General features: G+C 72.5%; 26 protein-coding genes. 15 read left to right on the top strand and 11 right to left on the bottom strand.

Going from position 1 to position 24267, the window contains the following annotated elements:
- Nucleotides 1–4: 4 nt before the first annotated feature.
- The 4 genes from ADL05_RS28350 to ADL05_RS28335 all read left to right on the top strand — a co-directional run bounded on the left by ADL05_RS28350 (nt 5) and on the right by ADL05_RS28335 (nt 3064).
- Complete coding sequence (locus ADL05_RS28350) at nt 5–463, top strand: roadblock/LC7 domain-containing protein (protein WP_053620077.1); 459 nt, start codon at nt 5–7, stop codon at nt 461–463.
- The gene (locus ADL05_RS28345) at nt 460–822 is read left to right on the top strand and encodes a DUF742 domain-containing protein (protein WP_053620076.1); all 363 of its coding nucleotides are present in this window, start codon (nt 460–462) and stop codon (nt 820–822) included. Before ADL05_RS28350 ends, ADL05_RS28345 begins: the two co-directional genes overlap by 4 nt.
- Nucleotides 823–843: 21 nt before the next feature.
- A complete protein-coding gene (locus ADL05_RS28340) occupies nt 844–1419 on the top strand; it encodes an ATP/GTP-binding protein (RefSeq protein WP_053620094.1) in 576 nt (191 codons plus the stop codon).
- 289 nt (nt 1420–1708) lie between these two features.
- Nucleotides 1709–3064, top strand: a complete 1356-nt coding sequence (locus ADL05_RS28335) for an APC family permease (protein WP_053620075.1) — start codon at nt 1709–1711, stop codon at nt 3062–3064.
- Nucleotides 3065–3155: 91 nt separating this feature from the next.
- Here ADL05_RS28335 and ADL05_RS28330 read toward each other — a convergent pair whose 3' ends face one another.
- From ADL05_RS28330 to ADL05_RS28315, 4 genes are all read right to left on the bottom strand, one after another.
- Entirely contained in the window at nt 3156–3716 is a 561-nt protein-coding gene (locus tag ADL05_RS28330) for a TIGR03086 family metal-binding protein (protein WP_053620074.1), read from the bottom strand.
- On the bottom strand, nt 3704–4183 hold the full coding sequence (locus ADL05_RS28325; RefSeq protein WP_053620073.1) for a hypothetical protein: 480 nt from the start codon (nt 4181–4183) through the stop codon (nt 3704–3706). The genes ADL05_RS28330 and ADL05_RS28325 overlap by 13 nt, the downstream gene beginning before the upstream one ends.
- Nucleotides 4184–4338: 155 nt before the next feature.
- Nucleotides 4339–5745, bottom strand: a complete 1407-nt coding sequence (locus ADL05_RS28320) for an amidase (protein WP_053620072.1) — start codon at nt 5743–5745, stop codon at nt 4339–4341.
- A 402-nt stretch (nt 5746–6147) separates the two neighbouring features.
- The gene (locus ADL05_RS28315) at nt 6148–6933 is read right to left on the bottom strand and encodes a DeoR/GlpR family DNA-binding transcription regulator (RefSeq protein WP_053620071.1); all 786 of its coding nucleotides are present in this window, start codon (nt 6931–6933) and stop codon (nt 6148–6150) included.
- A 178-nt stretch (nt 6934–7111) separates the two neighbouring features.
- Here ADL05_RS28315 and ADL05_RS28310 point away from each other — a divergent pair, with 178 nt between their 5' ends.
- The 4 genes from ADL05_RS28310 to ADL05_RS28295 are packed head-to-tail and all read left to right on the top strand — an operon-like array spanning nt 7112 to nt 12420.
- Nucleotides 7112–8398, top strand: coding sequence for an ABC transporter substrate-binding protein (locus tag ADL05_RS28310; RefSeq protein WP_053620070.1), 1287 nt, complete (start codon nt 7112–7114; stop codon nt 8396–8398).
- A gap of 10 nt (nt 8399–8408) precedes the next feature.
- Complete coding sequence (locus ADL05_RS28305) at nt 8409–9374, top strand: carbohydrate ABC transporter permease (RefSeq protein WP_197285967.1); 966 nt, start codon at nt 8409–8411, stop codon at nt 9372–9374.
- Nucleotides 9371–10258, top strand: coding sequence for a carbohydrate ABC transporter permease (locus tag ADL05_RS28300; RefSeq protein WP_053620069.1), 888 nt, complete (start codon nt 9371–9373; stop codon nt 10256–10258). The genes ADL05_RS28305 and ADL05_RS28300 overlap by 4 nt, the downstream gene beginning before the upstream one ends.
- A complete protein-coding gene (locus ADL05_RS28295; RefSeq protein WP_053620068.1) occupies nt 10255–12420 on the top strand; it encodes an alpha-galactosidase in 2166 nt (721 codons plus the stop codon). Before ADL05_RS28300 ends, ADL05_RS28295 begins: the two co-directional genes overlap by 4 nt.
- Before the next feature lie 229 nt (nt 12421–12649).
- Here the strand turns inward: ADL05_RS28295 and ADL05_RS30935 are convergent, their stop codons facing one another.
- Entirely contained in the window at nt 12650–12811 is a 162-nt protein-coding gene (locus ADL05_RS30935) for a MerR family transcriptional regulator (RefSeq protein WP_156366090.1), read from the bottom strand.
- Nucleotides 12812–12836: 25 nt separating this feature from the next.
- Between ADL05_RS30935 and ADL05_RS28290 the strand changes: the two genes are divergently transcribed.
- The gene (locus tag ADL05_RS28290) at nt 12837–13856 is read left to right on the top strand and encodes an aldo/keto reductase (protein WP_369801006.1); all 1020 of its coding nucleotides are present in this window, start codon (nt 12837–12839) and stop codon (nt 13854–13856) included.
- 20 nt (nt 13857–13876) lie between these two features.
- Nucleotides 13877–14503 carry a class I SAM-dependent methyltransferase gene (locus ADL05_RS28285; protein WP_053620066.1) on the top strand — a complete coding sequence of 209 codons (627 nt, stop codon included), beginning with the start codon at nt 13877–13879 and terminating at the stop codon, nt 14501–14503.
- 122 nt (nt 14504–14625) lie between these two features.
- On the opposite strand, the gene ADL05_RS28280 is transcribed toward ADL05_RS28285, so the two are convergent.
- Complete coding sequence (locus tag ADL05_RS28280) at nt 14626–15405, bottom strand: TSUP family transporter (protein WP_053620065.1); 780 nt, start codon at nt 15403–15405, stop codon at nt 14626–14628.
- 347 nt (nt 15406–15752) lie between these two features.
- Entirely contained in the window at nt 15753–16232 is a 480-nt protein-coding gene (locus ADL05_RS28275) for a hypothetical protein (protein ID WP_053620064.1), read from the bottom strand.
- 314 nt (nt 16233–16546) lie between these two features.
- On the opposite strand from ADL05_RS28275, the gene ADL05_RS28270 reads away from it, so the two are divergent.
- On the top strand, nt 16547–16804 hold the full coding sequence (locus tag ADL05_RS28270; protein WP_156366089.1) for a hypothetical protein: 258 nt from the start codon (nt 16547–16549) through the stop codon (nt 16802–16804).
- A gap of 140 nt (nt 16805–16944) precedes the next feature.
- Here the strand turns inward: ADL05_RS28270 and ADL05_RS28265 are convergent, their stop codons facing one another.
- The 4 genes from ADL05_RS28265 to ADL05_RS28250 form a co-directional block, all read right to left on the bottom strand.
- On the bottom strand, nt 16945–17703 hold the full coding sequence (locus ADL05_RS28265; protein ID WP_082376954.1) for a potassium channel family protein: 759 nt from the start codon (nt 17701–17703) through the stop codon (nt 16945–16947).
- Between the two features lie 95 nt (nt 17704–17798).
- The gene (locus ADL05_RS28260) at nt 17799–18431 is read right to left on the bottom strand and encodes an alpha/beta hydrolase (protein ID WP_053620062.1); all 633 of its coding nucleotides are present in this window, start codon (nt 18429–18431) and stop codon (nt 17799–17801) included.
- Nucleotides 18428–19378, bottom strand: a complete 951-nt coding sequence (locus ADL05_RS28255) for a ring-cleaving dioxygenase (RefSeq protein ID WP_053620061.1) — start codon at nt 19376–19378, stop codon at nt 18428–18430. The genes ADL05_RS28260 and ADL05_RS28255 overlap by 4 nt, the downstream gene beginning before the upstream one ends.
- Before the next feature lie 306 nt (nt 19379–19684).
- Nucleotides 19685–20581: a hypothetical protein gene (locus ADL05_RS28250; protein WP_053620060.1), complete on the bottom strand. Its 897-nt coding sequence runs from the start codon at nt 20579–20581 to the stop codon at nt 19685–19687.
- 205 nt (nt 20582–20786) lie between these two features.
- Here ADL05_RS28250 and ADL05_RS28245 point away from each other — a divergent pair, with 205 nt between their 5' ends.
- From ADL05_RS28245 to ADL05_RS28230, 4 genes are all read left to right on the top strand, one after another.
- Nucleotides 20787–21317: a hypothetical protein gene (locus ADL05_RS28245; RefSeq protein WP_053620059.1), complete on the top strand. Its 531-nt coding sequence runs from the start codon at nt 20787–20789 to the stop codon at nt 21315–21317.
- A gap of 62 nt (nt 21318–21379) precedes the next feature.
- Nucleotides 21380–22066, top strand: coding sequence for a response regulator transcription factor (locus tag ADL05_RS28240; protein ID WP_197285965.1), 687 nt, complete (start codon nt 21380–21382; stop codon nt 22064–22066).
- Nucleotides 22066–23463, top strand: coding sequence for a HAMP domain-containing sensor histidine kinase (locus tag ADL05_RS28235; RefSeq protein ID WP_053620057.1), 1398 nt, complete (start codon nt 22066–22068; stop codon nt 23461–23463). Before ADL05_RS28240 ends, ADL05_RS28235 begins: the two co-directional genes overlap by 1 nt.
- Before the next feature lie 56 nt (nt 23464–23519).
- The gene (locus tag ADL05_RS28230; protein WP_197285964.1) at nt 23520–24239 is read left to right on the top strand and encodes a CdaR family transcriptional regulator; all 720 of its coding nucleotides are present in this window, start codon (nt 23520–23522) and stop codon (nt 24237–24239) included.
- Nucleotides 24240–24267: the final 28 nt, after the last annotated feature.

Genomic DNA, 24267 nt, shown 5'->3' with positions numbered 1-24267 from the left:
GCCGATGTCGGCGGGTGCTGCGGCGGAGGACCGGGTCACGGACGGCGGTACGGGGGGTGCTTCCCCGGCCCAGACGTTGGACTGGCTGTTGAGCGACCTGGTGGAACGGGTGGTGGGCGCGCGGCAGGCGCTGCTGCTGTCGTCGGACGGGTTGCTGCTGTCCTGCTCGCGGGGGTTGGACCGTGGGGAGGGCGAGCGCCTGGCGGCGATCGCGTCGGGGTTCGCGAGTCTGGCTCGTGGGGCCAGGGCGCAGCTGGGGGCGGCCGAGGTGCGTCAGACCGTGGTGGAGATGGACAGTGTGTTCTTCTTCGTCCTGGCGGCCGGGCGGGGGGCGTCGTTGGCGCTGGTCGCGGAGTCCTCGTGCGACATGGGCCAGGCGGCGTTCGAGGTGAACCGCCTGGTGCGCCAGGTGGGTCCGCATCTGTCGGCGCTGCCGCGACGGCGGGGTGGTGGCGTGGGGTGAGCGGGGTGCCGCCCGGTGAGCCGGGGGAGTCGAGTCTGATCCGTCCGTACTCGGTGACGGGTGGGCGTACGCGTCCGTCGCGCTCGGATCTGGCCCTGACCTCCCAGGTGGTGGCGGTCCCGTCGATGGACCCGGTGGAGCTCGACCCCGAGCCGGGGCTGTTGCTGTCGCTGTGTGCGCGGCCGGTGTCGGTGGCGGAGGCGGCCTCGCGTTCGGGGTTCGCGCTGGGAGTGGTGCGGATCCTGTTGGCCGATCTGTTGGATCAGGGCTACGCGGTGGTGCACAGCTCGGAGTGGGAGAAGCGGCGTCCGGACGCCGCGACGCTGCGGTCGGTACTGGAGCGTATTCGTGCGTTGTGAGGTGGAGTGGCGTTGGACGTGATGGCCTCCGAGGGGGCGGGACCTGTTCCCGACACCTTGAAGATCCTGGTCGCCGGGGGTTTCGGGGCGGGCAAGACCACCCTGGTCTCGGCGGTGAGCGAGGTGGAGTCGCTGCACACCGAGGAGGTGATGACCTCCGAGAGCGTGGGCGTGGACGACCTGGCGGGGGTGGAGGGCAAGACCACGACGACGGTGGCGCTGGACTTCGGCCGGATCACGTTGGACGAGTCGACGGTGGTGTACCTGTTCGGGACGCCGGGGCAGAAGCGGTTCTCGTTCATGTGGGAGGAGTTGGCGGAGGGTGCGCTGGGCGCGGTGGTGCTGGCGGACACGCGCCGGTTGTCGGACTCCTTCGGTGCGATCGACTTCTTCGAGAGCCGCGGGGTGCCGTTCGTGGTCGCGGTGAACTGCTTCGACGGCCAGCGCACGCACCGCGGCGACGATGTGCGGGTGGCGTTGGACCTGGAGGACCAGGTGCCGTTGCTGCTGTGCGACGCGCGCAGTCGGGAGTCGGCCAAGGAGGTGCTGGTGGAGTTGGTGGCGCTGGTGCTGCGGATGGAGTTGTCGGGGGTCTGAGGGTGTGCGGTGGCGGGGTCCGGCGCGGGGGCGCCGGGCCCCGTTCGTGTGCGTGGACGAGGTCGGGGGTGTGTGGTGTGGGGTCGTTCGTGTGGATGCACGACCCCTCCCCCGTTTCGGCAACTGATTTCATTGCGCTTTCAGGCTAGATATCGTGATTCAGTTGTCGGGCCGATTCTTTGCGAGTGATTCACTTGCACTCAGGACGTGATGTCTGTCATGGTGGGCTGGTTCACAAAAGCCCTGAAGCCATGCAAGTGGTGATATACCTCGCAGGAAGGTCGATCTGTTGCCAAAGACGACCCCTCAGCTGGAGCGCGTCCTCAAGCTCCCGCATCTGGTGCTGTTCGGCCTGGCCTACCTCGTGCCGACGACGATCCTGACCGTCTACGGCGTGGCCACCGCCATGTCCGGGGGCCGCCTGCCCTCCGCGGTGCTCGTCGCCCTGGTCGCCATGCTCTTCACCGCCTACTCCTACGGGCGGATGTCGCGGGTCTACACCTCGACCGGCTCGGCCTACGTCTACGCCCAGAAGTCGCTCGGGCCGCGTACGGGGTTCATGGTCGGCTGGACGATGATGCTGGACTACCTGTTCCTGCCGCTGATCAACTACATCACCATCGGGCTGTACCTGAACGCCCAGTTCCCCTCCGTGCCCGACTGGGTGTGGATCGCCGGCTTCCTGGTCGTGATCACCACCCTGAACGTGCGCGGCATCCAGATCGTGGCCCGGGCCAACACCTTCATCGTCGGCGCCCAGGTGGCCTTCCTGCTGCTGTTCTTCGCCCTGAGCACGCGGCACCTGTTCGGACAGGCCGACATCCACCCGCTGGCGCCCTTCGCGGGCACCGGGCTGGAGATCCTGCCCGTCATCGCGGCCGCCGCCATCCTCACCGAGTCCTTCCTGGGCTTCGACGCGGTCACCACGCTCTCGGAGGAGGCCGAGGACCCCAGCCGCGACGTGCCCCGGGCGATCATGCTCGTCACCCTGCTGGGCGGGCTGATCTTCCTGGCCGCCTCGTGGTTCGGCCACATGGTCTTCCCCGACCACTCCCGCTTCACCGACGTGGACTCCGCCGCGCTGGACATCATGCGCGCCCTGGGCGGCGACCTGCTGGCGGCGCTGCTGACCACCGCGCTGATCATCGGCTCCTTCGGGTCCGCGCTCAGCTCCCAGGCCAGCGTCTCGCGCGTGCTCTACGCCATGGGGCGCGACGGCACACTCCCCCGGGGCGTCTTCGGCCGCCTCAGCCCCCGCTACTCCACCCCCGCGGCCAACATCGTCCTGGTCGGCGCGGTGTCGGTGGGCGCGGTGTTCCTGGACATCGAGACGGTGGCCTCCTTCATCAGCTTCGGCGCCCTGGTGGCCTTCTCCGCGGTGAACCTGTCGGTCATCTGCCACTTCGTGGTCCGCGAGCGGATGCGCACCCGCGCCGACCTGGTGCGCTACGGGCTCATTCCCGGCGTCGGCCTGGCGCTGACGGTGTACCTGTGGACCAACCTGAGCGGTCTGGCCTTCGCCATCGGCGGTGTGTGGGCGCTGGTCGGGCTGGCCCAGCTCGCCTACGTCACCCAGGGGTTCCGCCGGCCCCCGCCCGAGATGGACTTCGACGAGCGCAACCTGGCCGAGCGCGTCGAGGCCTGACCCCCGAACCACTCCCCTGGCACACGTCGGCGGCCCCGGAGCACGATGCTCCGGGGCCGCCGGTGTGCGCGGGCGGGAGGACTCCGACGTGTCAGGGTGTGCGCCCGGTCAGGGCCAGGAGCCGGTCCTGGGGCGAGGCACCGTCCGGGACCGCCGCGGGGGCCTCGAACATCGGGGCCGGCCCCAGGGGCCGGTCCCCGGTCCACACGCGCAGCTCGGCGACCAGGCCGGGGTCCAGGCGCTCGTCGGCGCCCACCGCCCGGGCCAGGTCCCACGCGTGCACGGCCAGGTCGAAGGTCATCTCCCACAGGTAGTGCTCGCCGGGGGCGTCGCCCATGGACAGGTGCACGGTGCGCTCCAGCGCCCCGGGTGAGAGCCAGGCCAGGCGGGCCTCGCGGGAGGCGATCGCCCAGGTGGCGGCGGGTTCCTCGCCGAGGTTGTCGCCCGCCAGGTCCTCGGCCAGGTCCCGCACCCGGCCGCCGGAGAGCAGGTGGGGCACCCACAGCTGTTCGGTGACCAGGTGGTCGACCAGGTCGTGCACGTCCCAGTCCCGGCAGGGCGTGGGCCGCCCCCAGTCGGCGGTGCCCACGGCCCTGACCCGTCGGTCGAACTCGCCCATGGCGGTGGCGTGCAGGTCGATCAGCTCCGGCATGTCTCCCCCGCGGCGGCGTCGAGGCGGTCGTAGACGGCACTGGTGACGAGCGCGTAGACGGCGTGGTGGAAGAGGTCGACGCCGATCTCCTTGGCGCCCCAGCGCCAGGCGGGCGGGGCGGTGCCGGTGGCGGGCAGCACGGCCTGTTCGGCGCCCCACACCGCCGCCATGTGGGCGGCCGCGGCCACCGGTCCGCTCAGTCCGGTGGCGCCGATGAGCCCCCGGGCCGCGCCCCAGGCGGTGCCGTAGCCCCAGTGCACGATCGTCTCGAAGCGCCCGGAGTCCCCGGCGGGCTCGACGCCGAGCACGGTGCCCGCCACGTCGGCCGGCGTCGAACTCGCTCCCCGCTGGCGCAGCTTGGCCTCCAGCGTGCTGGAGACCGTCATGGCCGCCGTCCCTACCGCCCCGGCGAGCATGCCCCGGCCCGCGCAGGAGGCGACGGTGGCCAGTAACGCGGTCGTCCTCATCACTGTCCCCGATCGTCGTGGTCCGTGTCCTGGCGTCGGGGCGGCAGCGGCCGCCCCTGCCAGGTGTACGCCGTCCGTGCCGATCCGTCGCGGCCATCTCCGGGCGTGTCGCGGATGGGACCCGGCCGCATGGGGCAGGGGTGGGCGGCGGGAGCTCACACGTGGGCGGGGGGCAGCCGGTCGTGCCAGGGCAGGGCCGCTTCGAGCTGGGCGGCCACCATCAGCAGCAGGTCCTCGCGCCCGGCGGCGGCCACGAGTTGGACGCCGATGGGCAGGCCGCGGGGGCTCTGGGCCAGGGGCAGGCTGATCGCGGGGTGCCCGGAGACGTTGAAGGGCGCGGTGAAGGGCCCGTAGGACAGGATCCGGCGCAGCCAGGAGCGCACCGAGTGGCCGGGGGCGTCGTAGTCCAGGGTGCCGTGCCGTGCGGGCGGACGTCCCAGGGTGGGAGTGACCAGGAGGTCGTGGGTGTCCAGGAACCGGGAGACGGTACGGGTGACGCGGTGCTGGGCCTGCAGGGCACCGGCGATCTCCACGGCGGTGCACCGGCGGGTCTCGGCCAGGACCTGGCGTGAGACGGCCTCCATCATCGCGGGGTCGGGGCGGTGGGGCAGGCGCAGCAGGGCGGTTCCGGTGGCCGTGGCGGCCAGGAGGCAGCCCTCCACCACGTCCTCCGGGTCCAGGACCGGGGCGTCCTCGTGCACGGTGTGCCCGATCCACTCCAGGGCCCGGGCGGTGTCCAGCGCCGCCTCGGCCACGCCGGGGTCGACGTCCGTCTCGGCCCAGGGGCGGGTGGTGACGGCGATCCGGAGCCGACCGGGGTCGCGGAGCACGGCCTGGGCGAAGGGGCGTGCGGGTGCGGGCGCGACGAACTTCTCCCCCAGCGGCGGGGCGCCCAGGGCGTCGAGCAGGTGGGCGGCGTCGCGCACGGTGCGGGTGAGGCCGAACTCCGTCACCAGCCCGTAGCCCGCCTCCCCCGCGTCGGGGCCGCAGGGCGTGCGGCCGCGGGTGGGTTTGAGGCCGACCACGCCGCAGGCGGAGGCCGGGACCCGCAGTGACCCGGCCCCGTCGTTGCCGTGGGCGAAGGGGACCGCTCCGGCCGCCACGAGCGCGGCCGCTCCCCCGCTGGAGCCGCCGACGCCGAAGTCGGTGTCCCAGGGGTTGCGGGTGGGGCCGTGCCGACGGGGCTCGGTGGCGAAGTTGAGCCCGAGTTCGGGTGCGGTGCTCTGGCCCAGGGCGGTGAGACCGGCGGCGCGCAGGCGCTCCATCAGGGCGTGGTCGTGCCGGGCCACGGCCAGCAGGCCGCGGCTGCCCAGGGCGGAGGGCACTCCCCGTGTGAAGGGGCCGCTGTCCTTGATGACGAAGGGGACCCCGGCCAGCGGCCCGCGGGGGTCGTAGGCGGTGGAGGCGTCCAGGAGCGGCCCGGTGAGGGCGTTGAGGCGGGCGTGGGCGAGCGTGAGCGCGTCACGGGCGGCCGACTCGACCTCGGCGGCGCTGACCTGGCCCTGCCGGATCAGGGCGGCCAGTCCGACCGCGTCGTGCCGGGCGTAGTCGTGCACGTCCACCGCTGCTCCTCGCCGGTTCCGGGCCGCCGGGTCGGGGCGGCCCGGCGCCACGGTAGTGCCGCGGTCGCGCGGGGCACCAGCGGTTTTCCCGGCGGCGCCGCGGTGGCCGTTCCGGTCACCACGGACCGGAGGCGGATCGGGAACGCGGGGGGCGGACGTGGCGGCCGGTCAGGTCGGGCACGGAACGGGAGCGCATTCGGAGCGCGGACGCGGCGGCCGTCAGGTCAGGGGCCGGACGGGCGTGGCGGCGGCCGCTCCGTTCGGGCAAGGGCCGGACGGAGGCGGAGGTGGCCGCTCCGTTCGGGTCAAGGGCCGGACGGAGGCGGAGGTGGCTTCCGGTCCGTTCGGGTCAAGGGCCGGACGGAGGCGGAGGTGGCTTCCGGAGCCGGGGGGCGGGTCCGCTCAGGTGTCCTCTCCGACGGGAGCGGTCACGACGCGGCCCACGTGCTCGTCCAGGGCCCGGCGCGCGGCGGGGTCCAGGCCGGTGTCGGTGACGAGCACGTCGCAGCGGTCGAGCGGGGCGATGGTGCTGACGCCCACAGTGCCCCACTTGGTGTGGTCGGCGACGACCACGAGCGTGCCGGCGGCCTCGACCAGGGCGCGGTCGGTCTCGGCCTCCATGAGGTTGGGGGTGGTGAAGCCGGACCTGACCTGCATGCCGTGCACGCCCAGGATGAGGACGTCGAGGTTGAGGCCGCGCAGGGAGGTCAGGGCCAGGGGGCCCACGAGGGCGTCGGAGGGGGTGCGGAATCCTCCGGTGAGCGCCACCGTGCGGTCGGAGCGGGGGGCGCTGTGCAGGACCTGGGCCACGCGCAGGGAGTTGGTGACCACGGTCAGCCCCGGGACGTCGCACAGGTGTTCGGCCACGGCCGCGGTGGTGGTGCCCGCGGACAGGGCCACGGCGCTGTGCGGTTCGACCAGGGCCGCCGCGGCCCGGGCGATGGCGCGCTTCTCCTGCGCCTGGCGGGTCGACTTGGCCTCGAAGCCGGGTTCCTCGGTGCGCGGCCCCTGGATGGTGACGGCGCCGCCGTGCACCTTGCGCAGGGCGCCGCGGCTCTCCAGCGCGTCGAGGTCGCGCCTGATGGTCATGTCCGACACCGCCAGACGCTCGACGAGGTCGGCGACGCGGACGGCCCCGGTCCGCCGTACCTGGTCGAGGATCTGCTCCTGCCGTTGGGCGGCCAGCAATCCGTCTCCCGTCTCTGGATTTGTTTGAAGATGTTGGTAACAGCCTGGCATGTTCCGCGCCCGTGTCAATTCGACCGTGGATACCTGTTGGAAAAAGTTCGTACCTGTTGACAACCGGGGTGCTACGTGTGGAAGATCCACGTGTGACCGCCTTCACACCCCTTGGGAGGAGCCCACGATGCACCCCAGACCTCCGGCGCCGCGCGGACCGCGGCGCCGCACCCTGCTGCGGGGACTGGCCGGGGCCGGGACCCTCGCCGCGCTGCCCGCCCTGGCCGGATGCTCCACCCGGGATCCGAACACGGTCACGCTGGTCTCCAACCGCGCCAACGACGCCCAGCGCACCGCCGTGCGGGACAGCGTCGACCTCTTCGAGGCCGGCTCCGACCACAGGGTGGAGATCAACACGATCGACGCCACCTCCTTCCAGGAGAGCATCAACAACTACCTGCAGGGCACGCCCGACGACGTCATCGGCTGGTTCGCCGGGTACCGCACCCGCTTCTTCGCCGAACGCGGCCTGATCAGCGACGTCTCCGCCGTGTGGGAGGGCCTGGAGGGCGCCTTCACCGACCAGGTGCGCGACCTGTGCACCGCCCCCGACGGCAGGCAGTACATGGTCCCCGACTCCACCGCGCCCTGGGCGGTCTTCCACCGCAGGAGCCTGTTCGAGGAGAACGGCTACGAGGTCCCCGCCACCCGCGCCGAGTTCGTCGAGCTGTGCGAGCGCATGCGCCGCGACGGCCTGGAGCCCCTCGCCTCCGGTGTGCGCGAGGGCTGGCCCGCCATGGGCATGTTCGACCACCTCAACCTGCGCATCAACGGACCCGAGTACCACCTCGAACTCCTCGACGGCGCGCACTCCTGGGACTCCCCCGAGGTCCGCTCCGTCTTCGGCGCCTGGGCCGAACTCCTCCCCCACCACCAGCCCGACCCCCTGGGCCGGGGCATCAACGAGGCGCAGACCGCCCTGGTGCGCCGCGAGGCCGGGATGATGCTCTGCGGCATGTTCCTCACCCACGTCTTCCCCGAGGGCGAGGACCTGGACGACCTGGACTGCTTCCCCTTCCCCGAGTTCGACCCCGAGATCGGCGCCGACGCGATGGAGGCGCCCGTCGACGGGTTCATGGCCTCCGCCGCGCCCCGCAACCCCGAGGGCGCCCACGCCCTGCTGGCGCACTTCGGCACGCTGGAGGCCGAGGAGCTCTACACCGCGGTCGACCCCCAGGCCCTGCCCGCGCGCGTGGACGCCGACATCAGCGGCCTGAGCCCCCTCAAGGCCAAGGTCAAGGACATGGTCGACAACGCCGGCGCGCTCACCCAGTACATGGACCGGGACTCGCGCCCCGACTTCGCCTCCATCGTCATGATCCCCGCGCTCCAGCGCTTCCTGAGCCGGCCCGACGACATCGCCGACCTGACCGCCACCATCCAACGCCAGAAGCTGTCCATCTTCGGCCAGTGAGGAGCAAGGCATGGCCTCCCCCGGCACCGCCGCCGCACCACCGGCGGCCCCGCCCCCGCCCGAACCCCGGCCCCGGCGCCCCCGGACCGCCCTGCGCCACGACCGCGCCGACCGGATCTCCCTCGCCCTGATGCTGGGCGTGCCCGCACTGCTGGTGCTGGGCCTGGTCTGGATCCCCGCCGCGGTCACCGTCGTGCTGTCCTTCACCCGCTGGGACGGCATCGGCGGGCTGGACACCATCGAGTGGGTCGGCACCCAGAACTACGTGGACGCCGCCACCATCTACCCGCCCTTCGAACCGGCCCTGCGCAACAACCTCGTCTGGCTGCTGGCGCTGTTCACGGTCCCCACCCTGCTGGGCATGTTCCTGGCCGTCCTGCTCGACCGCGAGCTGCGCGGGGGCCGGATCTACCAGAGCGTCTTCTACCTGCCCGTCGTTCTGTCGCTGGCCCTGATCGGGTTCATCTGGCAGCTCGTGTACTCCAGCGACCAGGGCCTGCTCAACGCCTTCCTCGCCCTGTTCTCCAACGCCCCGGCCGTCGACTGGTTCGGTGACCCCGACATCAACCTGTACGCCGTGCTGGTCGCCGCGGGGTGGCGGCACACCGGCTACATCATGCTGCTGTACCTGGCCGGGCTGAAGGCCGTCGACCCCTCGCTGCGCGAGGCCGCGGCCATCGACGGGGCCGGGCCGGTGCGCACGTTCACCAGCGTGGTCTTCCCCGCCCTGCTGCCCATCAACCTGGTGGTGGTCGTGGTGACCGTCATCGACGGGCTGCGGGCCTTCGACATCGTGTGGATCATCAACCGGGGCCGCAACGGGCTGGAGCTGATCTCCGCGCTGGTGACCTCCAACGTCATCGGCGAGGCCAGCCGGGTGGGCTTCGGCTCCGCCCTGGCCGTGGTCATGCTCGCCATCTCCCTGGTCTTCATCACCATCTACGTGTCCACCGTGCTGAGAGGGGCCCAACGGTGACCGCCACGACCCTGCCCGCGGCGCGCCGCCGCCGGATCCGCCCCGCCCGGGCCGCCCTGCACACCTTCCTCGTCATCACCGCGCTGGCCTGGTTCTTCCCCGTGCTGTGGGCGGTGATCAACTCCTTCCGCGACTACGACTACACGACCGTGCACGGCTACCTGTCCCTGGGCGGGTTCACCCTGGACAACTACGTCAACGCCTGGGACCAGGGCCGGATGCCGGTCTACTTCCTCAACTCGCTGGTGATCACGGTCCCCGCGGTGCTGCTGACGCTGTTCCTGTCCTCGTGCGCGGCGTTCGTGCTGAGCAACTACTCGCGCCGCTTCAACCTGGTGATGCTCGCGGTGTTCCTGGCCGCGAACCTGCTGCCGCCCCAGGCGCTGCTGGTCCCGCTCTTCCGGCTCTACACCTCCATCCGGCTGCCCTACTGGATCAGCGAGTCCGGTTCCCTCTACGACAGCCACATGGGCATCGTCCTGATCCACGTGGCCTTCCAGATCGGGTTCTGCACGTTCGTGCTGAGCAACTTCATGAAGGCCATGCCCTCCTCCCTGCTGGAGGCGGCCAGGGTGGACGGGGCGAGCGTGTTCCAGCAGTACTGGAAGGTCGTGCTGCCCCTGTGCCGCCCCAGCCTGGCGGCGCTGGCCACCCTGCTGGTGACCTGGATCTACAACGACTTCTTCTGGGCGCTGGCGCTGCTGTCCAGCGGTGACAAGATGCCCATCACCACCGCGCTGCAGAACCTGCAGGTGTCCTTCTTCGTCGACTACAACCTGCTGTCGGCCGGGTCGGTCATCGTCGCCCTGCCGACGCTGATCGTGTTCTTCCTGCTGCAGCGCCACTTCGTGGCGGGACTGACCCTGGGAGCGAGCAAGGGATGAGGCACGACACCGTCGAACTGAGGGCCGCGGGGACCGCGCTGGTCCTGGCCGTACCCGAGAGCGGACTGCCCCACGTGCTGCACTGGGGCGCCGACCTGGCCGGTACCGCGGGCCTGGCCGCGGTCGCCGTGCCGTCGGCCGCCAACAACGGCCTGGACGCGCCGGTGCCGGTCTCGCTCCTTCCCACCCAGGGCGAGGGCTGGCGCGGCCACCCGGGGGTCTCCGGCCACCACGAGGGGCGGGCCACCTTCCCGCGCTGGACCGTGGACGAGGTCGTCGTGGACCCCCTCGGCGGCCAGGACGACCCGAACGACGCAGAGGGCGACCAGGGCGGCGTCCTCACCGTCACCGCGCACGCCGCCGGGCTCGGCCTGCGCAGCGAGGTGCGAATGGAGGCCTCCGGGCTGGTCCGTGTCCGCCACACCGTCACCAACACCGACCCCGCCGTGTGGACCCTGGACTCCCTCCTGGCGACGATGCCCCTGCCCCGCGAGGCCGGGGAGGTCCTGGACCTGACCGGGCGCTGGTGCCGCGAGCGCGCGCCCCAGCGCCAGGAGCTCACCATGGGCACCCGGCTGCGGGCCTCGCGCCGCGGCCGCACCGGGCACGACGCCCCGCTGGTGCTCACCGCCGGCGGTCCCGGGTTCGGATTCCGCCACGGCGAGGTGTGGGGGGTGCACACCGGCTGGAGCGGCGACCACGTCCACCTGGCCGAGCGCCTGCCCGAGGGCGCCGGACAGGCCGACGGCGTGCTGGCCGGGGGAGAACTCACCCACCCCGGCGAGGTGCGCCTGGCCCAGGGACAGAGCCACACCACCCCGTGGGTGTACTTCTCCTGGTCCGACCAGGGCCTGGACGGAATGTCCGCGCGCGTGCACCGGTGGCTGCGCTCGCGTCCGTCCCACCCCAGCTCGCCCCGGCCGGTGGTGCTCAACACCTGGGAGGCCGTCTACTTCGACCACGACCTGGACACGCTCACCCGGCTCGCCGACACCGCGGCGGCCCTGGGGGTGGAGCGCTTCGTGCTGGACGACGGCTGGTTCCGCGGCCGGCGCGACGACACCGCCGGGCTCGGCGACTGGACCGTGGACACCGAGGTGTGGCCCGACGGCCTGCACCCCCTGTTCGACCACGTCCGCTCCCTGGGCCTGGAGGTGGGGCTGTGGGTGGAGCCGGAGATGGTCAACCCCGACTCCGACCTGGCGCGCGCCCACCCGGACTGGTTCCTGTCCGCCCCGGACCGCCTGCCCCCGCCCAGCCGCCACCAGCACCTGCTCGACCTGGCACGGCCCGAGGCGTTCGATTACGTGTTCGAGCACCTGGACGCGCTGCTCGCCGAGTACCGCCCCGACCACGTCAAGTGGGACCACAACCGCGACCTGCTCGAACCCGTGCACGCCCCCACCGGCGGCGCGGGGACCCACCACCACACCCGGGCGGTGTACGCGCTGCTGGACCGGCTGCGCGCCCGCCACCCCGGGGTGGAGATCGAGTCGTGCTCCTCCGGCGGCGGCCGGGTCGACCTGGGCATCCTGGAGCGCACCGACCGGGTGTGGGCCTCCGACACCAACGACCCCCTGGAGCGCCTGGCGATCCAGCGCTGGACCGAACTGCTGATCCCGCCCGAACTCGTGGGCGGCCACGTCGGCGGGCCCCGGTCGCACACCACGGGCCGCGTCGCTGACCTGTCCCTGCGCTGCCTGACCAGTCTGACCGCGCACGCGGGCATCGAGTGGGACATCACCGGCTGCGCGCCGGAGGAGCTCGACACCCTGGCGGGGTGGATCGCGCTGTACCGGGAGCTGCGCCCGCTGCTGCACTCGGGCGACCTCGTGCACGCGGACGCGCCCGACCCCGCCGAACAGCTGGACGGGGTGGTGGCGCCCGACGGGAGCGAGGCGGTCTTCCGGTACGCCCGGCTGGCGGCCTCGGCCCGCGGCCTGCCGGGCCGGGTCCGCCTGCCCGGCCTGCGCGAGGACCGGACCTACCGGGTGCGCCGACGGGAGGAGGCGGGACCGCCCCGCACCACCGAGCAGGCGGCGCCGCCGTGGTACGAGCGCGGTGAGGTGGAGGTCTCGGGCGCCGTGCTCGTGCGCTCGGGGATCCAGCTGCCCAACCTGGACCCCGCCCAGGCGCTGCTGTTGCACCTGCGCGCGGTCTGAGCCCGCGGTAACCGCGAGGCGCGCGCCTCGCAGGTGCGGTCCAAGGACCTGGCGGAGGAGCAGGAGTGGCCCCGCGGCCAGTGCCGTGTCGTTCTCGGGAGGGCTCCGACGGCGTGGACGCACAGTGACGGGCGGACCCTGGGAACGCCAGGACCACACCGAGCGGACCCGCGCGGACGAACACCGACCCCGACCGCACTCGGATCCGTGCGCGGGCCGCCACCGGACGCTAGACGCCCGGTTCGAGTCGGTCGTTCCGCGAGGGCCGCTGACCTCCCACCTCGTTGTGAAGTCCTCGGAGCCCCACGTCCTCCCAGTGCCTCAGCACCTGGGCGGCCATACCGAACGCCGCCGCCATCTCGCCGATGGACAGGCACTCACTTGACTTCATGTTGACATGAACTTGCAGGATTCCAATGAACTGTCAAGCGAGAGGGAGAACGATGCAGGAAGAGACACGCCGTCGACGTCGCTTGGGCCGAGGAGGACCGGAGGTTTCCTCGATCGGGCTGGGATGTATGGGGATGAGCCATGCCTACGGTCCGGCGGACCGCCGCGAGGCCCTGCGTGCTCTTCGGCACGCCGTGGAGATCGGGGTGGACCTCCTCGACACGGCCGACGCCTACGGCGACGGACACAACGAGGAACTCGTCGGAGAAGCGGTGCGGCACCGTCGGGACGACGTGGTGCTCGCGACGAAGTTCGGGCTGCGCGGTGCCCCCGGCTCCCGTTCCCTGGTGATCGACACCTCACCGGAGTGGGTGGTAGCGGCCTGCGAGGGTTCGCTGCGTCGGCTGGGGGTCGACACCGTGGACCTGTACTACGTCCACCGCCGCGACCCCCGGGTGCCCGTGGAGGAGACGGTCTCGGCGATGGCCGGTCTCGTCGCGGCGGGCAAGGTGCGCTGGCTCGGTATGTCGGAGGTCAGCCCGGAGACCCTGCGGGCCGCCCACGCGGTACACCCCATCACGGCCGTGCAGGTGGAGTACTCGCTCTTCACCAGGGACGTGGCGGAAGGCGAACTGTGGGACACGTGCCGCGAACTGGGGGTGGCCCTCATTGCCTACTCACCGATCGGCCGGGGACTGCTCAGCGGCTCGTACGTGTCCGACGAAGGCGATCAGCGCCGCTCCCTGCCCCGTTTCTCCGAAGAGAACCTGCCGAGCAACCTGGCACTGGCCCAGGCGGTCCGCCAGGTGGCCGCCGACATCGGCTGCACACCGGCGCAGGCCGCGCTGGCCTGGGTCCTGGCCCAGGGGGAGGACGTCGTCGCCATCCCCGGGACCCGAAGCGTCGCCCATCTCGTCGACAACGCCGCCGCACGCGACATCTCGCTGACCCCGGACCAGATCGACCGGCTCTCACGGGCGGTCCCGCCGACCGGTGTCGCCGGAGAACGGTACCCCCAGCACGCGCTGGCCTGGGTGAACCGCTGAGTGACGAGGAGAACGACTCGATGAGACAACGCATCCACGCCCGACTGCACGCCGCCGTGCACCACCGCGGCGGCGACGGCTTCGACCGGCGACGGAGTGAGTCCTACGACCGGCTGGCACAACGGACGCTGCGGGGACTGTACCGGCGGGTGGCCTCCGACGTCGCGTGTGCGGCGCCCCCGCGAGGACAGGTGCTCGACGTGGGAACCGGTCCGGGGCGGCTACTGCACGAGGTCGCCGCGAAGCGGAGCGATCTGTCCCTCGTGGGCGTCGACCCGTCCGAGGACATGATCGCGCTCGCCGAACGGGTGTCCGCAGAGCGCGGATCGGCCGGTCGCACCGCCTTCCGTGTCGCCGACGTGGCGGCACTCGCCCAGGCCGACAACAGCGTCGACCTCGTGGTGTCGACGCTGAGCATGCACCACTGGCCGGATCCGGAGGCGGCCGCCGCGGAGCTGGCCCGCGTGATCCGCCCGGGGGGCCGACTGATGGTCTACGACTTCCGCTTCGCGCCGGTCGATGAGGCGATGACCGCGCTGAGTCGACACCCGGTGTTCGCGCAGGAGCCGCCGGTGCGCGAACCGGTGCGCACCGGCTGGTTTCCCCTCGCCGTGTTCCAGCTCCTGGCGCTGTCCGCGTCCGGGTGAGCTCGCACACGACTCGTCTGACTGAGGCCCGGCCCGCCGACACGGGCCTCAGTCGGACGGGGAGGACGAGATGTCGGGTTCGACCGCCGTGTACGTGTCCGACAACGCCCCGGCTCACCGGGTCAGGGGCCGGCTAGGACGTCCCAGGCCATGCGCACGAGGAGGGCCAGCACGACCACGAGCAGGACGGCGCGGACGAACCCGGAGCCGCGCCTGAGCGCCATGCGCGCGCCGATCTGGGCGCCGACGATGGTGCTCACGGCCAGCCCCAGGCCCAGCAGCCAGTCGATGTGGCCGCCGAACGCGAACACGACCAGGGCGCCGAGGTTGGTGCACACGTTGACGATCTTGGCCGAGGCGGAGGCGGTGACGAAGTCCATGCCCAGGACGGCGGTGAGCGCGATGATGAGGAAGACGCCGGTGCCGGGGCCGATCAGGCCGTCGTAGAAGCTGACGCCGAGCCCGGCCAGGGCGATGGCGGCCAGGAGGCGGTTGCGGGTGCGCAGCCGGGGGTCGGCGACCGAGCCCATGGCGGGGCGGAAGTAGACCAGCAGGGCCACACCGGCCAGGACGACCATGATGACGGGCTTGAGGACGTCGGCGGTCAGGGCGGTGGCCAGGACCGCCCCCAGCCCCGAGCCGACCAGCGCGAGCGCGGAGGTGGGCAGGACCACGCCGCGGTCCAGGGGCACCTTGCGGGCGTAGGCGATGGCGGCGGAGGTGGTGCCGAAGACCGCGCCGAGCTTGTTGGTGCCCAGCAGGGTGGCCAGGGGCGTGGTGGGCGCCGCGACCAGGAGGGCGGGCAGGAGGAGCAGCCCTCCCCCGCCGACGACGGCGTCGACCCAGCCCGCGGCCACGCCGGCGAGCAGGAGCAGGCCCAGGATCTCGGGGTCGAGGGTCACGGGTGGGCCTGGGGGCGTGAGGGGATCATGGGTTCTTTTCGGTGCGCGGGGTGTGTCGTGGCGATTCTAGCGAGAGGGCCCCTGTGAGCCGCGCCTCGCTGGACATTCAGCCGTTCAGCCACCTTTACGACGTAGATCTTGAAAGCGCATCCGGGACCGCCCCCATCTGCCGCCCGTGGAGCCTCCGGCTCCGACGCGCTCGGCGTGAGACCGACGCGAGGAGCACAGGCCCCTCGGCCGGTCGAGCGCACCCGCGGCCCGCCCTCCGCCAGGCGTGCTCCCCCGCGGGAGGCGGTGCCGCGCTCACCCGCGGAACCGGCACGGACGGCGCAGACGCCGGCGGCCCTTCAGTCCCGTGTGGCCTGGTCCTCCCCCTCCGGACCCCTCCGCCCCCGCGACCACCTGACGGAGAGGATCGTGGCGGTCCCCACGGCGACGAGCACGGCCAGTCCGCCGACGGGGACCCACAGGGGCGACCCGACCACGGAGCTGATCCAGAAGAGTCCCGCCACCGCGTATCCGCTCCCCGCGGCCAGGGCCAGGACGTTCACCAGGACCGTGGTCAGGTTGTGGGAGGAGCCGGCCTCGGACTGCGCCTGGTAGCTGACACCGAACCCTCCCGGAAGGCCGAGGCCGAACTGCTGGACCTCGGGCGGCCGCAGCATCACGTGAGGAGGCGGATCCGGGACCCCGGGTCGCGAGGAGGCCGGCGGCGCGGGCTCCGCCGGAACCTCGTCCTCCAGGTCCTCGGAACTCGCCACCTCGACCTCGGCCCCCGTCGCCCCGTGCGGTACTTCGCCGCTGAGGTCGTCCATGTCGGATCCCATCGGTCAGGCGCTCCCTGGGCGCTCGACGCGGATCGGATCGTCCGCCTCGTGCGTCGGCACCTCGTCGCTGAGGTCCTCCTCGCTCAGAACCACGAGCCGGTCCTCCTGAACGTCCTCCGGCATGCCACCCCCGCCCCCGTCAGTCGATGACCATTGGCGTTCAGAAGGTGACCCATTGCAAGCATCTACGGTGGCGCGTCGCCAGATACAGTCAACGTATGTATGATTGATGCACATTGGCTGTTCTCAACGCGTACCAGCGCCGACTTCGGGCAGCATGTCAGCATCGGCGCTACGTCAGGAAGGTGGCGATCATGGCCGGCACGCAACCGCGTCAGGAGACCGAGGACCAGGCCGCGGTCACCAAGGTGCATCGGGTGACCGTCAACCTGACCGAGAAGTCCCACGAGAAGCTCGAAGAGACCGTCAAGCTCACAGCACGGAACAAGACGGACACGATCAACCGCGCCATCCAGGTCAACGCCTGGTTGGAGGAGGCCGTCCAGAACGGAGCGAGCGTCTTCGTGCAGGAGGGCGGGAGCGGGGAGCTGCAGAAGATCGTGCTCCTGTGAGTCCCCCGTGGCCGTGAGACCGCGGGCGGTGAGACCGCCCGCGTCGGCGGCACCGCCGACGTCCGCGCGCCGTCATCGGCGGAGGCCGCGGTCGGCGTGCGGGGTCCGGACCCTGGTCCGCGACCGTCCGTGTCCGCGGCTCAGCCGTCCTGGGCGTTCTTCGCGTCCTGGGCGTTCTTCGCGTCCTCGGCGTTCTTCGCGTCCTCGGCGTCCTGGCGCTGGATGCTGGAGACGAACGAGGACGCCACCGCCGCCGTGAGCACGCCCACGAGCGAGATCCCCATGATCATCAGCACCACCGCCACCAGGCGGCCCTGGAGGGTGACCGGGTAGAAGTCGCCGTAGCCCACGGTCGTCACCGTGACCACCGACCACCACAGGGCGTCGCCGAACTCGGTGATGTTCGCGCCGGGGGCGTGCTGTTCGACGTCCAGCACGGCGATCGCGCCCAGGAAGGTCGTCAGCGCCGCCGCGCCCGCCACGTAGACCGAGGCCCTGCCGCTCAGCGTTCCCGCCATGGCGCGGTTGAGCATGCGCAGGAGGGCGAGCAGCCGCAGCAAGCGCAGCGTGCGGAACATGGGGACCAGGATCAGCAGCACGTCGTACCAGTTGCGGAGCGCGTACCGCACGCGGTTCTCGGCCAGGGTGAGCCGGATCCAGAAGTCGACCGCGAACGCCACCCACACCGTCCACGACAGGACGCGCAGGGAGGAGCGCAGGTCGCCCTCCAGGCCGGGGTCGATGACGGGCCAGGCGTAGGCCACCAGGAACGCTCCGGCCAGGAACAGCATCGGGATCTCCACGCGCCGTTCCCAGCGTTCGACGCGCTCGCCGAATCCGGTCGCGCCATCCCTCTGTCCGCGCTCTTCGCGCTCGCCGCTCTCGTGTGGTGCCGCCATGGGGGACAGGTCTCCGTTCTACGCTGGATCGCCACAGGTCAGTGCACGTCCACGTAACCAGAGAGCGGACACCGCCGCGACACCCGGGTTGGCGGTCAGAACTCCCCGGCGGACCACCACCGGCGGGCGTCGGCCAGCACCTGCGGCGGGATCCCGTGTCCACCGGGGTGTTCGCGAGCCGTCACCTGGGCGCCCCGCTCCCCCAGTTGGGCGGCCAGCAGGCGCGCCTGGTCGACGGTGGTGATGGGGTCGGTCCGTCCCGCGCCCAGGAAGACGCGTGTGCCGGACAGGTCCACCGGCTCGGGCTCGCGGCCCTGCAGGGGCGCTCCGGCGGCGAAGAGCGCGGCACCGGCCAGCAGGTCCGGGTGGAGCAGCAGCAGGGCCGCGGCCGTGTTGGCTCCGTTGGAGAACCCGCTCGCCACGATCCGCCCCGGGTCCAGGTCGTAGGCACGGGCCGCGGCGGTGACGAAGGCCGCCAGCTCGGCCGCCCGGGCGATGAGGTCGTCGACGTCGAAGACGCCCTCGCGCAGGCGGCGGAACCAGCGGTGGGCGCCGTGTTCGTCGACCTTGCCGCGCGGCGAGAGCAGGGCGGCGCCGGGCGCCAGGGCGCGGCCCAGGGGCAGCAGGTCGTGCTCGTCGGCGCCGGTGCCGTGGAGCAGCAGCACGGTGGGCGCTCCGGGCTCGGCCGCGGGCTCGAACACATGGACGAAGTCGTCGGTGGTGGTCACTGCGCGACCCGGACCTCGGGCAGGCGGGCGGCGATCTGGTCGCGGTCGGGCTCCATCCACGGCGGGAGCTTGAGGGAGCGGCCCAGGTCCAGCAGAGGCTCGTCGTAGTCGAAGCCGGGCCCGTCGGTGGCGATCTCCAGCAGGACCCCGCCGGGCTCACGGAAGTAGATCGAGGTGAAGTAGCAGCGGTCGCGGATCTCGGTCACGCCCACGCCGTCGTCCACCAGCCGCTCGCGCCAGGCCCGCTGGACGGGCCCGTCCGGGGCGCGGTAGGCGACGTGGTGCACCGTTCCGGCGGCCACCAGGCCGCGCTCGGCGCGGGGCCGGGCCAGCACGTCGACGATGGTGCCCACCCCGGCTCCGGCGTCGCCGGTACGAAAGCGCAGGCGGTCGCCGACCTCCTCGGCCAGGTGGAAGCCCAGCTGCCCGCCGAGCATCTCGGCGGTGCCCTCGACGTCGTTCTCGGTGAGGGTGACCGCGCGGATGCCGCGGACGGCGTGCTCGGCGGGGACGCCGGCGCCGTCCCAGGGGTCGGTGTCGTGGTAGTCGGCGCTGGCGGCGAGTTCGATGACCAGGCCGTCGGGGTCGCGCAGGCTGAGCACGTCCTCCGATCCGCGCTCGGCGGGCCGTGTGGTGGGCACCTCCAGGGCGGCCAGGTGCTCGGCCCACCAGCCCAGGGAGCCCTCGGGAACGGAGAGGGTCGTGGTGGTGGCCTGGCCGGCGCCGCGCCGCCCCTGTGGCGCGTCGGGCCAGGGGAAGAAGGTCATGATGGTGCCGGGGTGGCCCGCGCGGTCGCCGTAGTAGAAGTGGTAGGTCTCCGGGGCGTCGAAGTTGACCGTGCGCTTGACCATGCGCATGCCCAGGGCGTTGAGGTAGAAGTCCGCGTTGGCCTGGGGGTCGCCGGCGATCGCGGTCACGTGGTGGATCCCCGAGGGCCGCACGTCCATGTCGTCACCTTCCGTCGAGCTCTCGCCCGGACTGGCACCGGGAAGTAGTTCAAAATTAAACTACAGGCGCCCGTCCGTCCCGTCGATGATGCCGCACCGCGCGTGTCTCGGGGCGGGGGCGCGCACGGGCCCGCCCGCGGCACGGCGGTGCCGTGCCCCGGGCGGGCCCGTCCCGTCCGCTCGCGGCGGCTCCCTCCTGGTCGCGGCCCGGGTGCGGTCGCTCGTCCTGAGCCGTGTCGCGGGGGCACTCGCGCAGCGAGAGGCGGCCTGACGGCCGCGAGCCCGCGATGCCGCGCACAACACGACCTAGTTGCAGTCCTCCCAGGTGTTGGCGCGGTCGTCGATCCTGCTCCGCAGGATCCTGGGCCGGCCCGGGTCGCCGACCAGGACGTTGGCGGTCCCGTCGACGTAGAACCCGTAGGAGAAGACCTCGTACTGGTTGGGACGGCCGCGCCAGGTGTCGGTCCAGACCTGGTTGCCGTAGTCGTTGGCCTGCCAGGCCCACGAGTAGTGCTCGACGTCGAAGCTCGGGTTCTGCCGCACCGTGACGGTCTGGTACTGGGCCTCCCACCAGGCGGTCCTGCCGCCGGCGGGATCGATGTTGAACCAGTCGGAGTGGGTGCGGGTCTCGGTGTCGGACCACTCGGCGCCCATCTCGACGGTGACGCTCGCGGTGAAGGCCCCGGAGAAGCCGGTCTCGGCGCCCACGGCGACCGAGATGCTCTCGGTGAAGGTCGCGGTCTTGGTGTAGTCGAGCCTGATGCCCCGGCTGCCCTGTTGGGTTCCGGTGCAGTTGGTCACGGGCTCGGAGACCCGCTTCCACCAGTGGCCCGTCCACTGCGAGCGCAGGTCCGTGCGGTCGTAGCGGCAGCGGCCGCGCACGTGCTCCCACGGCGGGTTCAGCGCGCGCTCGCCGTTGCGCACGTTGTGCACCGGAGCGCGCCCGCCTGCGCTGCTGTCGCGCACCTCGCCGGTCTGCACGTTGAGGTAGAAGTCGCGGGTGTCCCTGCTGCCGTCGCCGCAGAACTCGGCCAGCACCCTGTCGGTGCTCCAGCCCTCGCGGTGGTCGCCGTCGGCCGGGTTCCTGAGGTCCTCGATGCCGAGGTCCCGGAAGTCGGCGTGGGCGGGCGAGGCGGCGGCCAGGCCGGTCGTGACCGCCATCATGCACACCACCGCGGCTGTCAGTGTTCTCTTCAGCAGCACGCTCACTCCTTTTCTGTCGGGGGAACGCAGGAGTCACTGCTGGACACTTCGTGATGTCGTGCCCACGACGAGTATTCGCGCGTGGTCGCGCCCCTGACCATCCGAAGATGTCGGATTCTGTGCGGTTGTGGTACCGATCCGCTGGGCGCGTCACTACGGTGGCCGACACCGACCACGGGTGCCCCCCACCGAAGGAGACACAGCGATGACGCCGAGGACCCCCCACCGCGCCACCTGGCGGACCCGCGTAGCGGCGGCCCTGGCCGCGCTGGCGATGACATCGGCCGTGGCCGTGGCCGCGGCGTCTCCCGCCCAGGCACGGGACGGCTCGCACTTCCTGCGGGTGAAGACCCCCGGCAACGCCCAGTCCGTCTTCATCAGCGGACGCGGGTGGACCGCCTACGACATCATCGGCGAGGGGTACCGGACCCTGTACGAGCAGTCGATCGACACCTGCTACATGTACACGGGCCACAACGACGGAGCCGACTGGGCGAGTGTGAACAGCGGTCTGATCGCCCACACCAACCAGGCGGACGGGTTCCAGAGCGTCAGCGACGTCGACGGCGCGCAGCGGTCCAATCCCGCCTGGACCGACGGCACCGCCCTCACCGTCACGACCTACGGCTCCCGGGACTGCACCAGCGGGCAGAACGGCCGCTGGCGGAACGTGCGCGTGCCCTCCGACGACCTCTTCTACCTCTGGCTGGACCTGACGAGTCTGCCGCAGAGCTGAGCCCGGGCGGGGGCCGCGCGGGGGTGTCCGGGCGCGCTCCCGGACTAAGGTTGAATACTCAAGTGACTTCCCCGCGAGAGACCGCCCGCGTTCTGGTCGTCGACGACAGCCCCGGCATCCTGTCCATGCTCACCGTCACCCTGGAGTTCGTCGGCTTCGAGGTGGTGACGGCCCGGACCGCCGCCGAGTGCCTGGAACGCACCCGCGAGACCGGACCCGACGTCATCCTCCTGGACGTCATGCTGCCCGACACCGACGGCTTCGTCCTGTGCCGCAGGCTGCGCGGCGCGGGCGTGGACGCCCCGGTGCTCTTCCTGACCGCCAGGGACACCAGCGAGGACAAGGTCCGGGGCCTGGAGCTGGGGGACGACTACGTCACCAAGCCCTTCGACCTCAGGGAGGTCGTGGCCCGGATCCGGGCGCTGCTGCGGCGCACCGGCTGGGCCGAGCCCGAACCGGCGCTGCGGGCCGCGGGGCTGGAACTGGACGAGGACGCCCACGAGGTCCACGGGCCCGGGGGCGCCGTACGCCTGTCGGGCACCGAATGCCGCGTATTGGGGCACCTGATGCGCAACGCGGGCCGCACGGTGTCCAAGGAGGACCTCCTCCTCCGGGTGTGGGGGCGCGACTTCGAGGGTGACGGGGGCCTGGTGGAGACCTACGTCTACTACCTGCGGCGCAAGCTCGGCGACGACGGCCGCTCGCTCATCCGCACCGTGCGCGGTGTCGGCTACCTCCTGAGGGCCTGATGTCGCCCCTCCCCCTGCGTCCCCGGCCCGGAGGCACCCGCCGCTCCGGCCCCGGCCTGGTGCTCACGGTCGCCCCGGTGGTGCTGTCCCTGGTCGCCGCCGCGGCCTTCACCGGGCTCTACCTCTTCCTCGCCGCGCGTACCGAGCGGCTGGTGGTCGAGCAGCTGGAGCTGCACGCCGCCGACGCCGCGCTGGACCGGCCCCTGGACGAGGGCGCGCGGATCGGGGCGGCCGAGGACTCGCACACGCTCGTGGTCGACGAGGCGGGGACCGTCCTGCACGGTGTGGGCGCCGCGGACCCCGTCGCCGACTTCGATCCGGACCTGTTGCGCGAGCTGGCGCGCGAGGGACGGGTGGCCGCGGTCGGTGACGGGGTGCACCGCGTAGCGGTGGCGGCGCTGCCCGAAGGCGGCTACCTCGTCGCCGCGTGGGCGCCGCCGTGGGAGGAGCGGACCACCGCCTGGGGCGTCCTGGCCCTGTTGACCACCCACCTGGTCGTGGCGGTCGCGGCCACGGTCACCGAGCGGGCCGAGCGCCGGCTGCTGCGCCCGCTGTCGACCCTGACCAGGACCGTGGAGGCCATCGCCGCGGAGGGCCTGCGCGAACGCGTGGCGCTGGAGGGAGCGCCGCACGAGATCGCCCGCCTGGGACGGTCGTTCAACACGATGCTGGAGCGCCTGGAGCGGGGGTTCGAGCGCCAGCGCTACGCGGAGGAGCGGCTGCGTCGCTTCCTCGGCGACGTCGGACACGAGCTGCGCACACCGCTGACCGCCCTGACGGGGTACCTGCAGCTGTGGCGCCTGGGCGGGCTCGAACGCGAGGCCGACCGGGACGAGGCGCTGCACCACATGGAGGCCGAGACCCGGCGGATGGCTGTGTTGGTGGAGGAGATCTCCCTGCTGGCGCGCCAGGAGCGGACGCGCCCGCTGGAGCGGCGCGAGGTGTGTCTGGTGGAGGTGTGCCTGGCCGCGGTGGGCAGTGCCCGGGTCGTGGACCCCGACCGCCGCCTGCGGGTGGAGGTGAGCCCGGACGAGCACATCGTGCTCGGCGATCCCGAGCGCCTGCACCAGGTCGTCGCCAACCTGTTGGCCAACGTGCGGGCGCACACGCCACCGGGCACCGAGGGCGTCCTGCGCCTGTCGCGGGAGGGCGGCCACAGCATCGTGGACGTGGTCGACGACGGCCCGGGGATCCCGCCCGGCCTGGGCGAGCGCGTCTTCGAGCGGCGGGTGCACGGCGCGGGGCACGACGGGGAGGGGCTGGGACTGGGGCTGTCCATCGCGGCCGAGGCGGTGGCGGCGCACGGCGGCACGATCGGCGCGGTCCCGCACGAGGAGGGGGCCTGGTTCCGGGTCCGACTGCCCTCGTCGGGCGGGGGTGACGGCGTGGCGCGCTGAGGTTACGTTGAGGTAGGGCTGAGTTCGGCATGACCTCGGTGCTGTTCGATCGCCCTATGACGCCCGAGGACACGCACCGATCCCCCGTCGCACCCCATGCCCACCTCGCACTCCTGCTCGGGAGACCGTCGCCGCGCTGGGACGCGGTCGCCGACGAGGCCATTCGCGTCCTGACCGGGGACCGTGCCCGCACGGCGCTGTCCTCCGGCGGGGGCCGCGTGGTCCTGCCCTGCCGTGACGAGCGGCGGGCCGCGCACACGGCGGCGTCCGTGCGCACCGCGTTGCGCGACCGGCCGGTGTGGATCGGGCTGGCCTGGTCGCCCGGGGGCGAGGGGACGCGGGCGGCGCACGAGGCCGGGGACGTCGTGCGGCTGTCGCGGGGGCTGCGTCTGGCCCCGGGGGTGTACCGGCTGCGCGACGTGATGATGGAGTACGCGTGCGCCGGGTCGCCGCGGGTGCGTGCGGCGATGGTGGCCCGGATCGCGCCGGTGGTGGCCGACGCGGTGCTCAGGCCGACGCTGGAGGCCGTGATCGACGCCGGGGGCAACCGCAGCCGGGCGGCCAGGGCGCTGTTCATCCACCGCAGCACGATCGACTACCGCCTGGGCCGGGTGCGAGTGCTGACCGGCCAGGACCCGGCCGACTCGCGGGGGCTGCAGTACCTGCGCACGGCGCTGGCCCTGCACCAGGCGCCGGCGTCGGACGCGGCGGCGGGCGTGGACCCGGTCCCGGAGGTGGGCGGCGACGACCCGGGGCACCGCGTGTCCAGGGTCTGAGGGACCCGCACACCCGGCGGCCCCTCCG

Source organism: Nocardiopsis sp. NRRL B-16309 (assembly GCF_001279585.1).
Lineage (GTDB): Bacteria > Actinomycetota > Actinomycetes > Streptosporangiales > Streptosporangiaceae > Nocardiopsis.
Note: the sequence above shows the minus strand (reverse complement) of the source record. Positions and strands in the feature narration are given on the sequence as shown.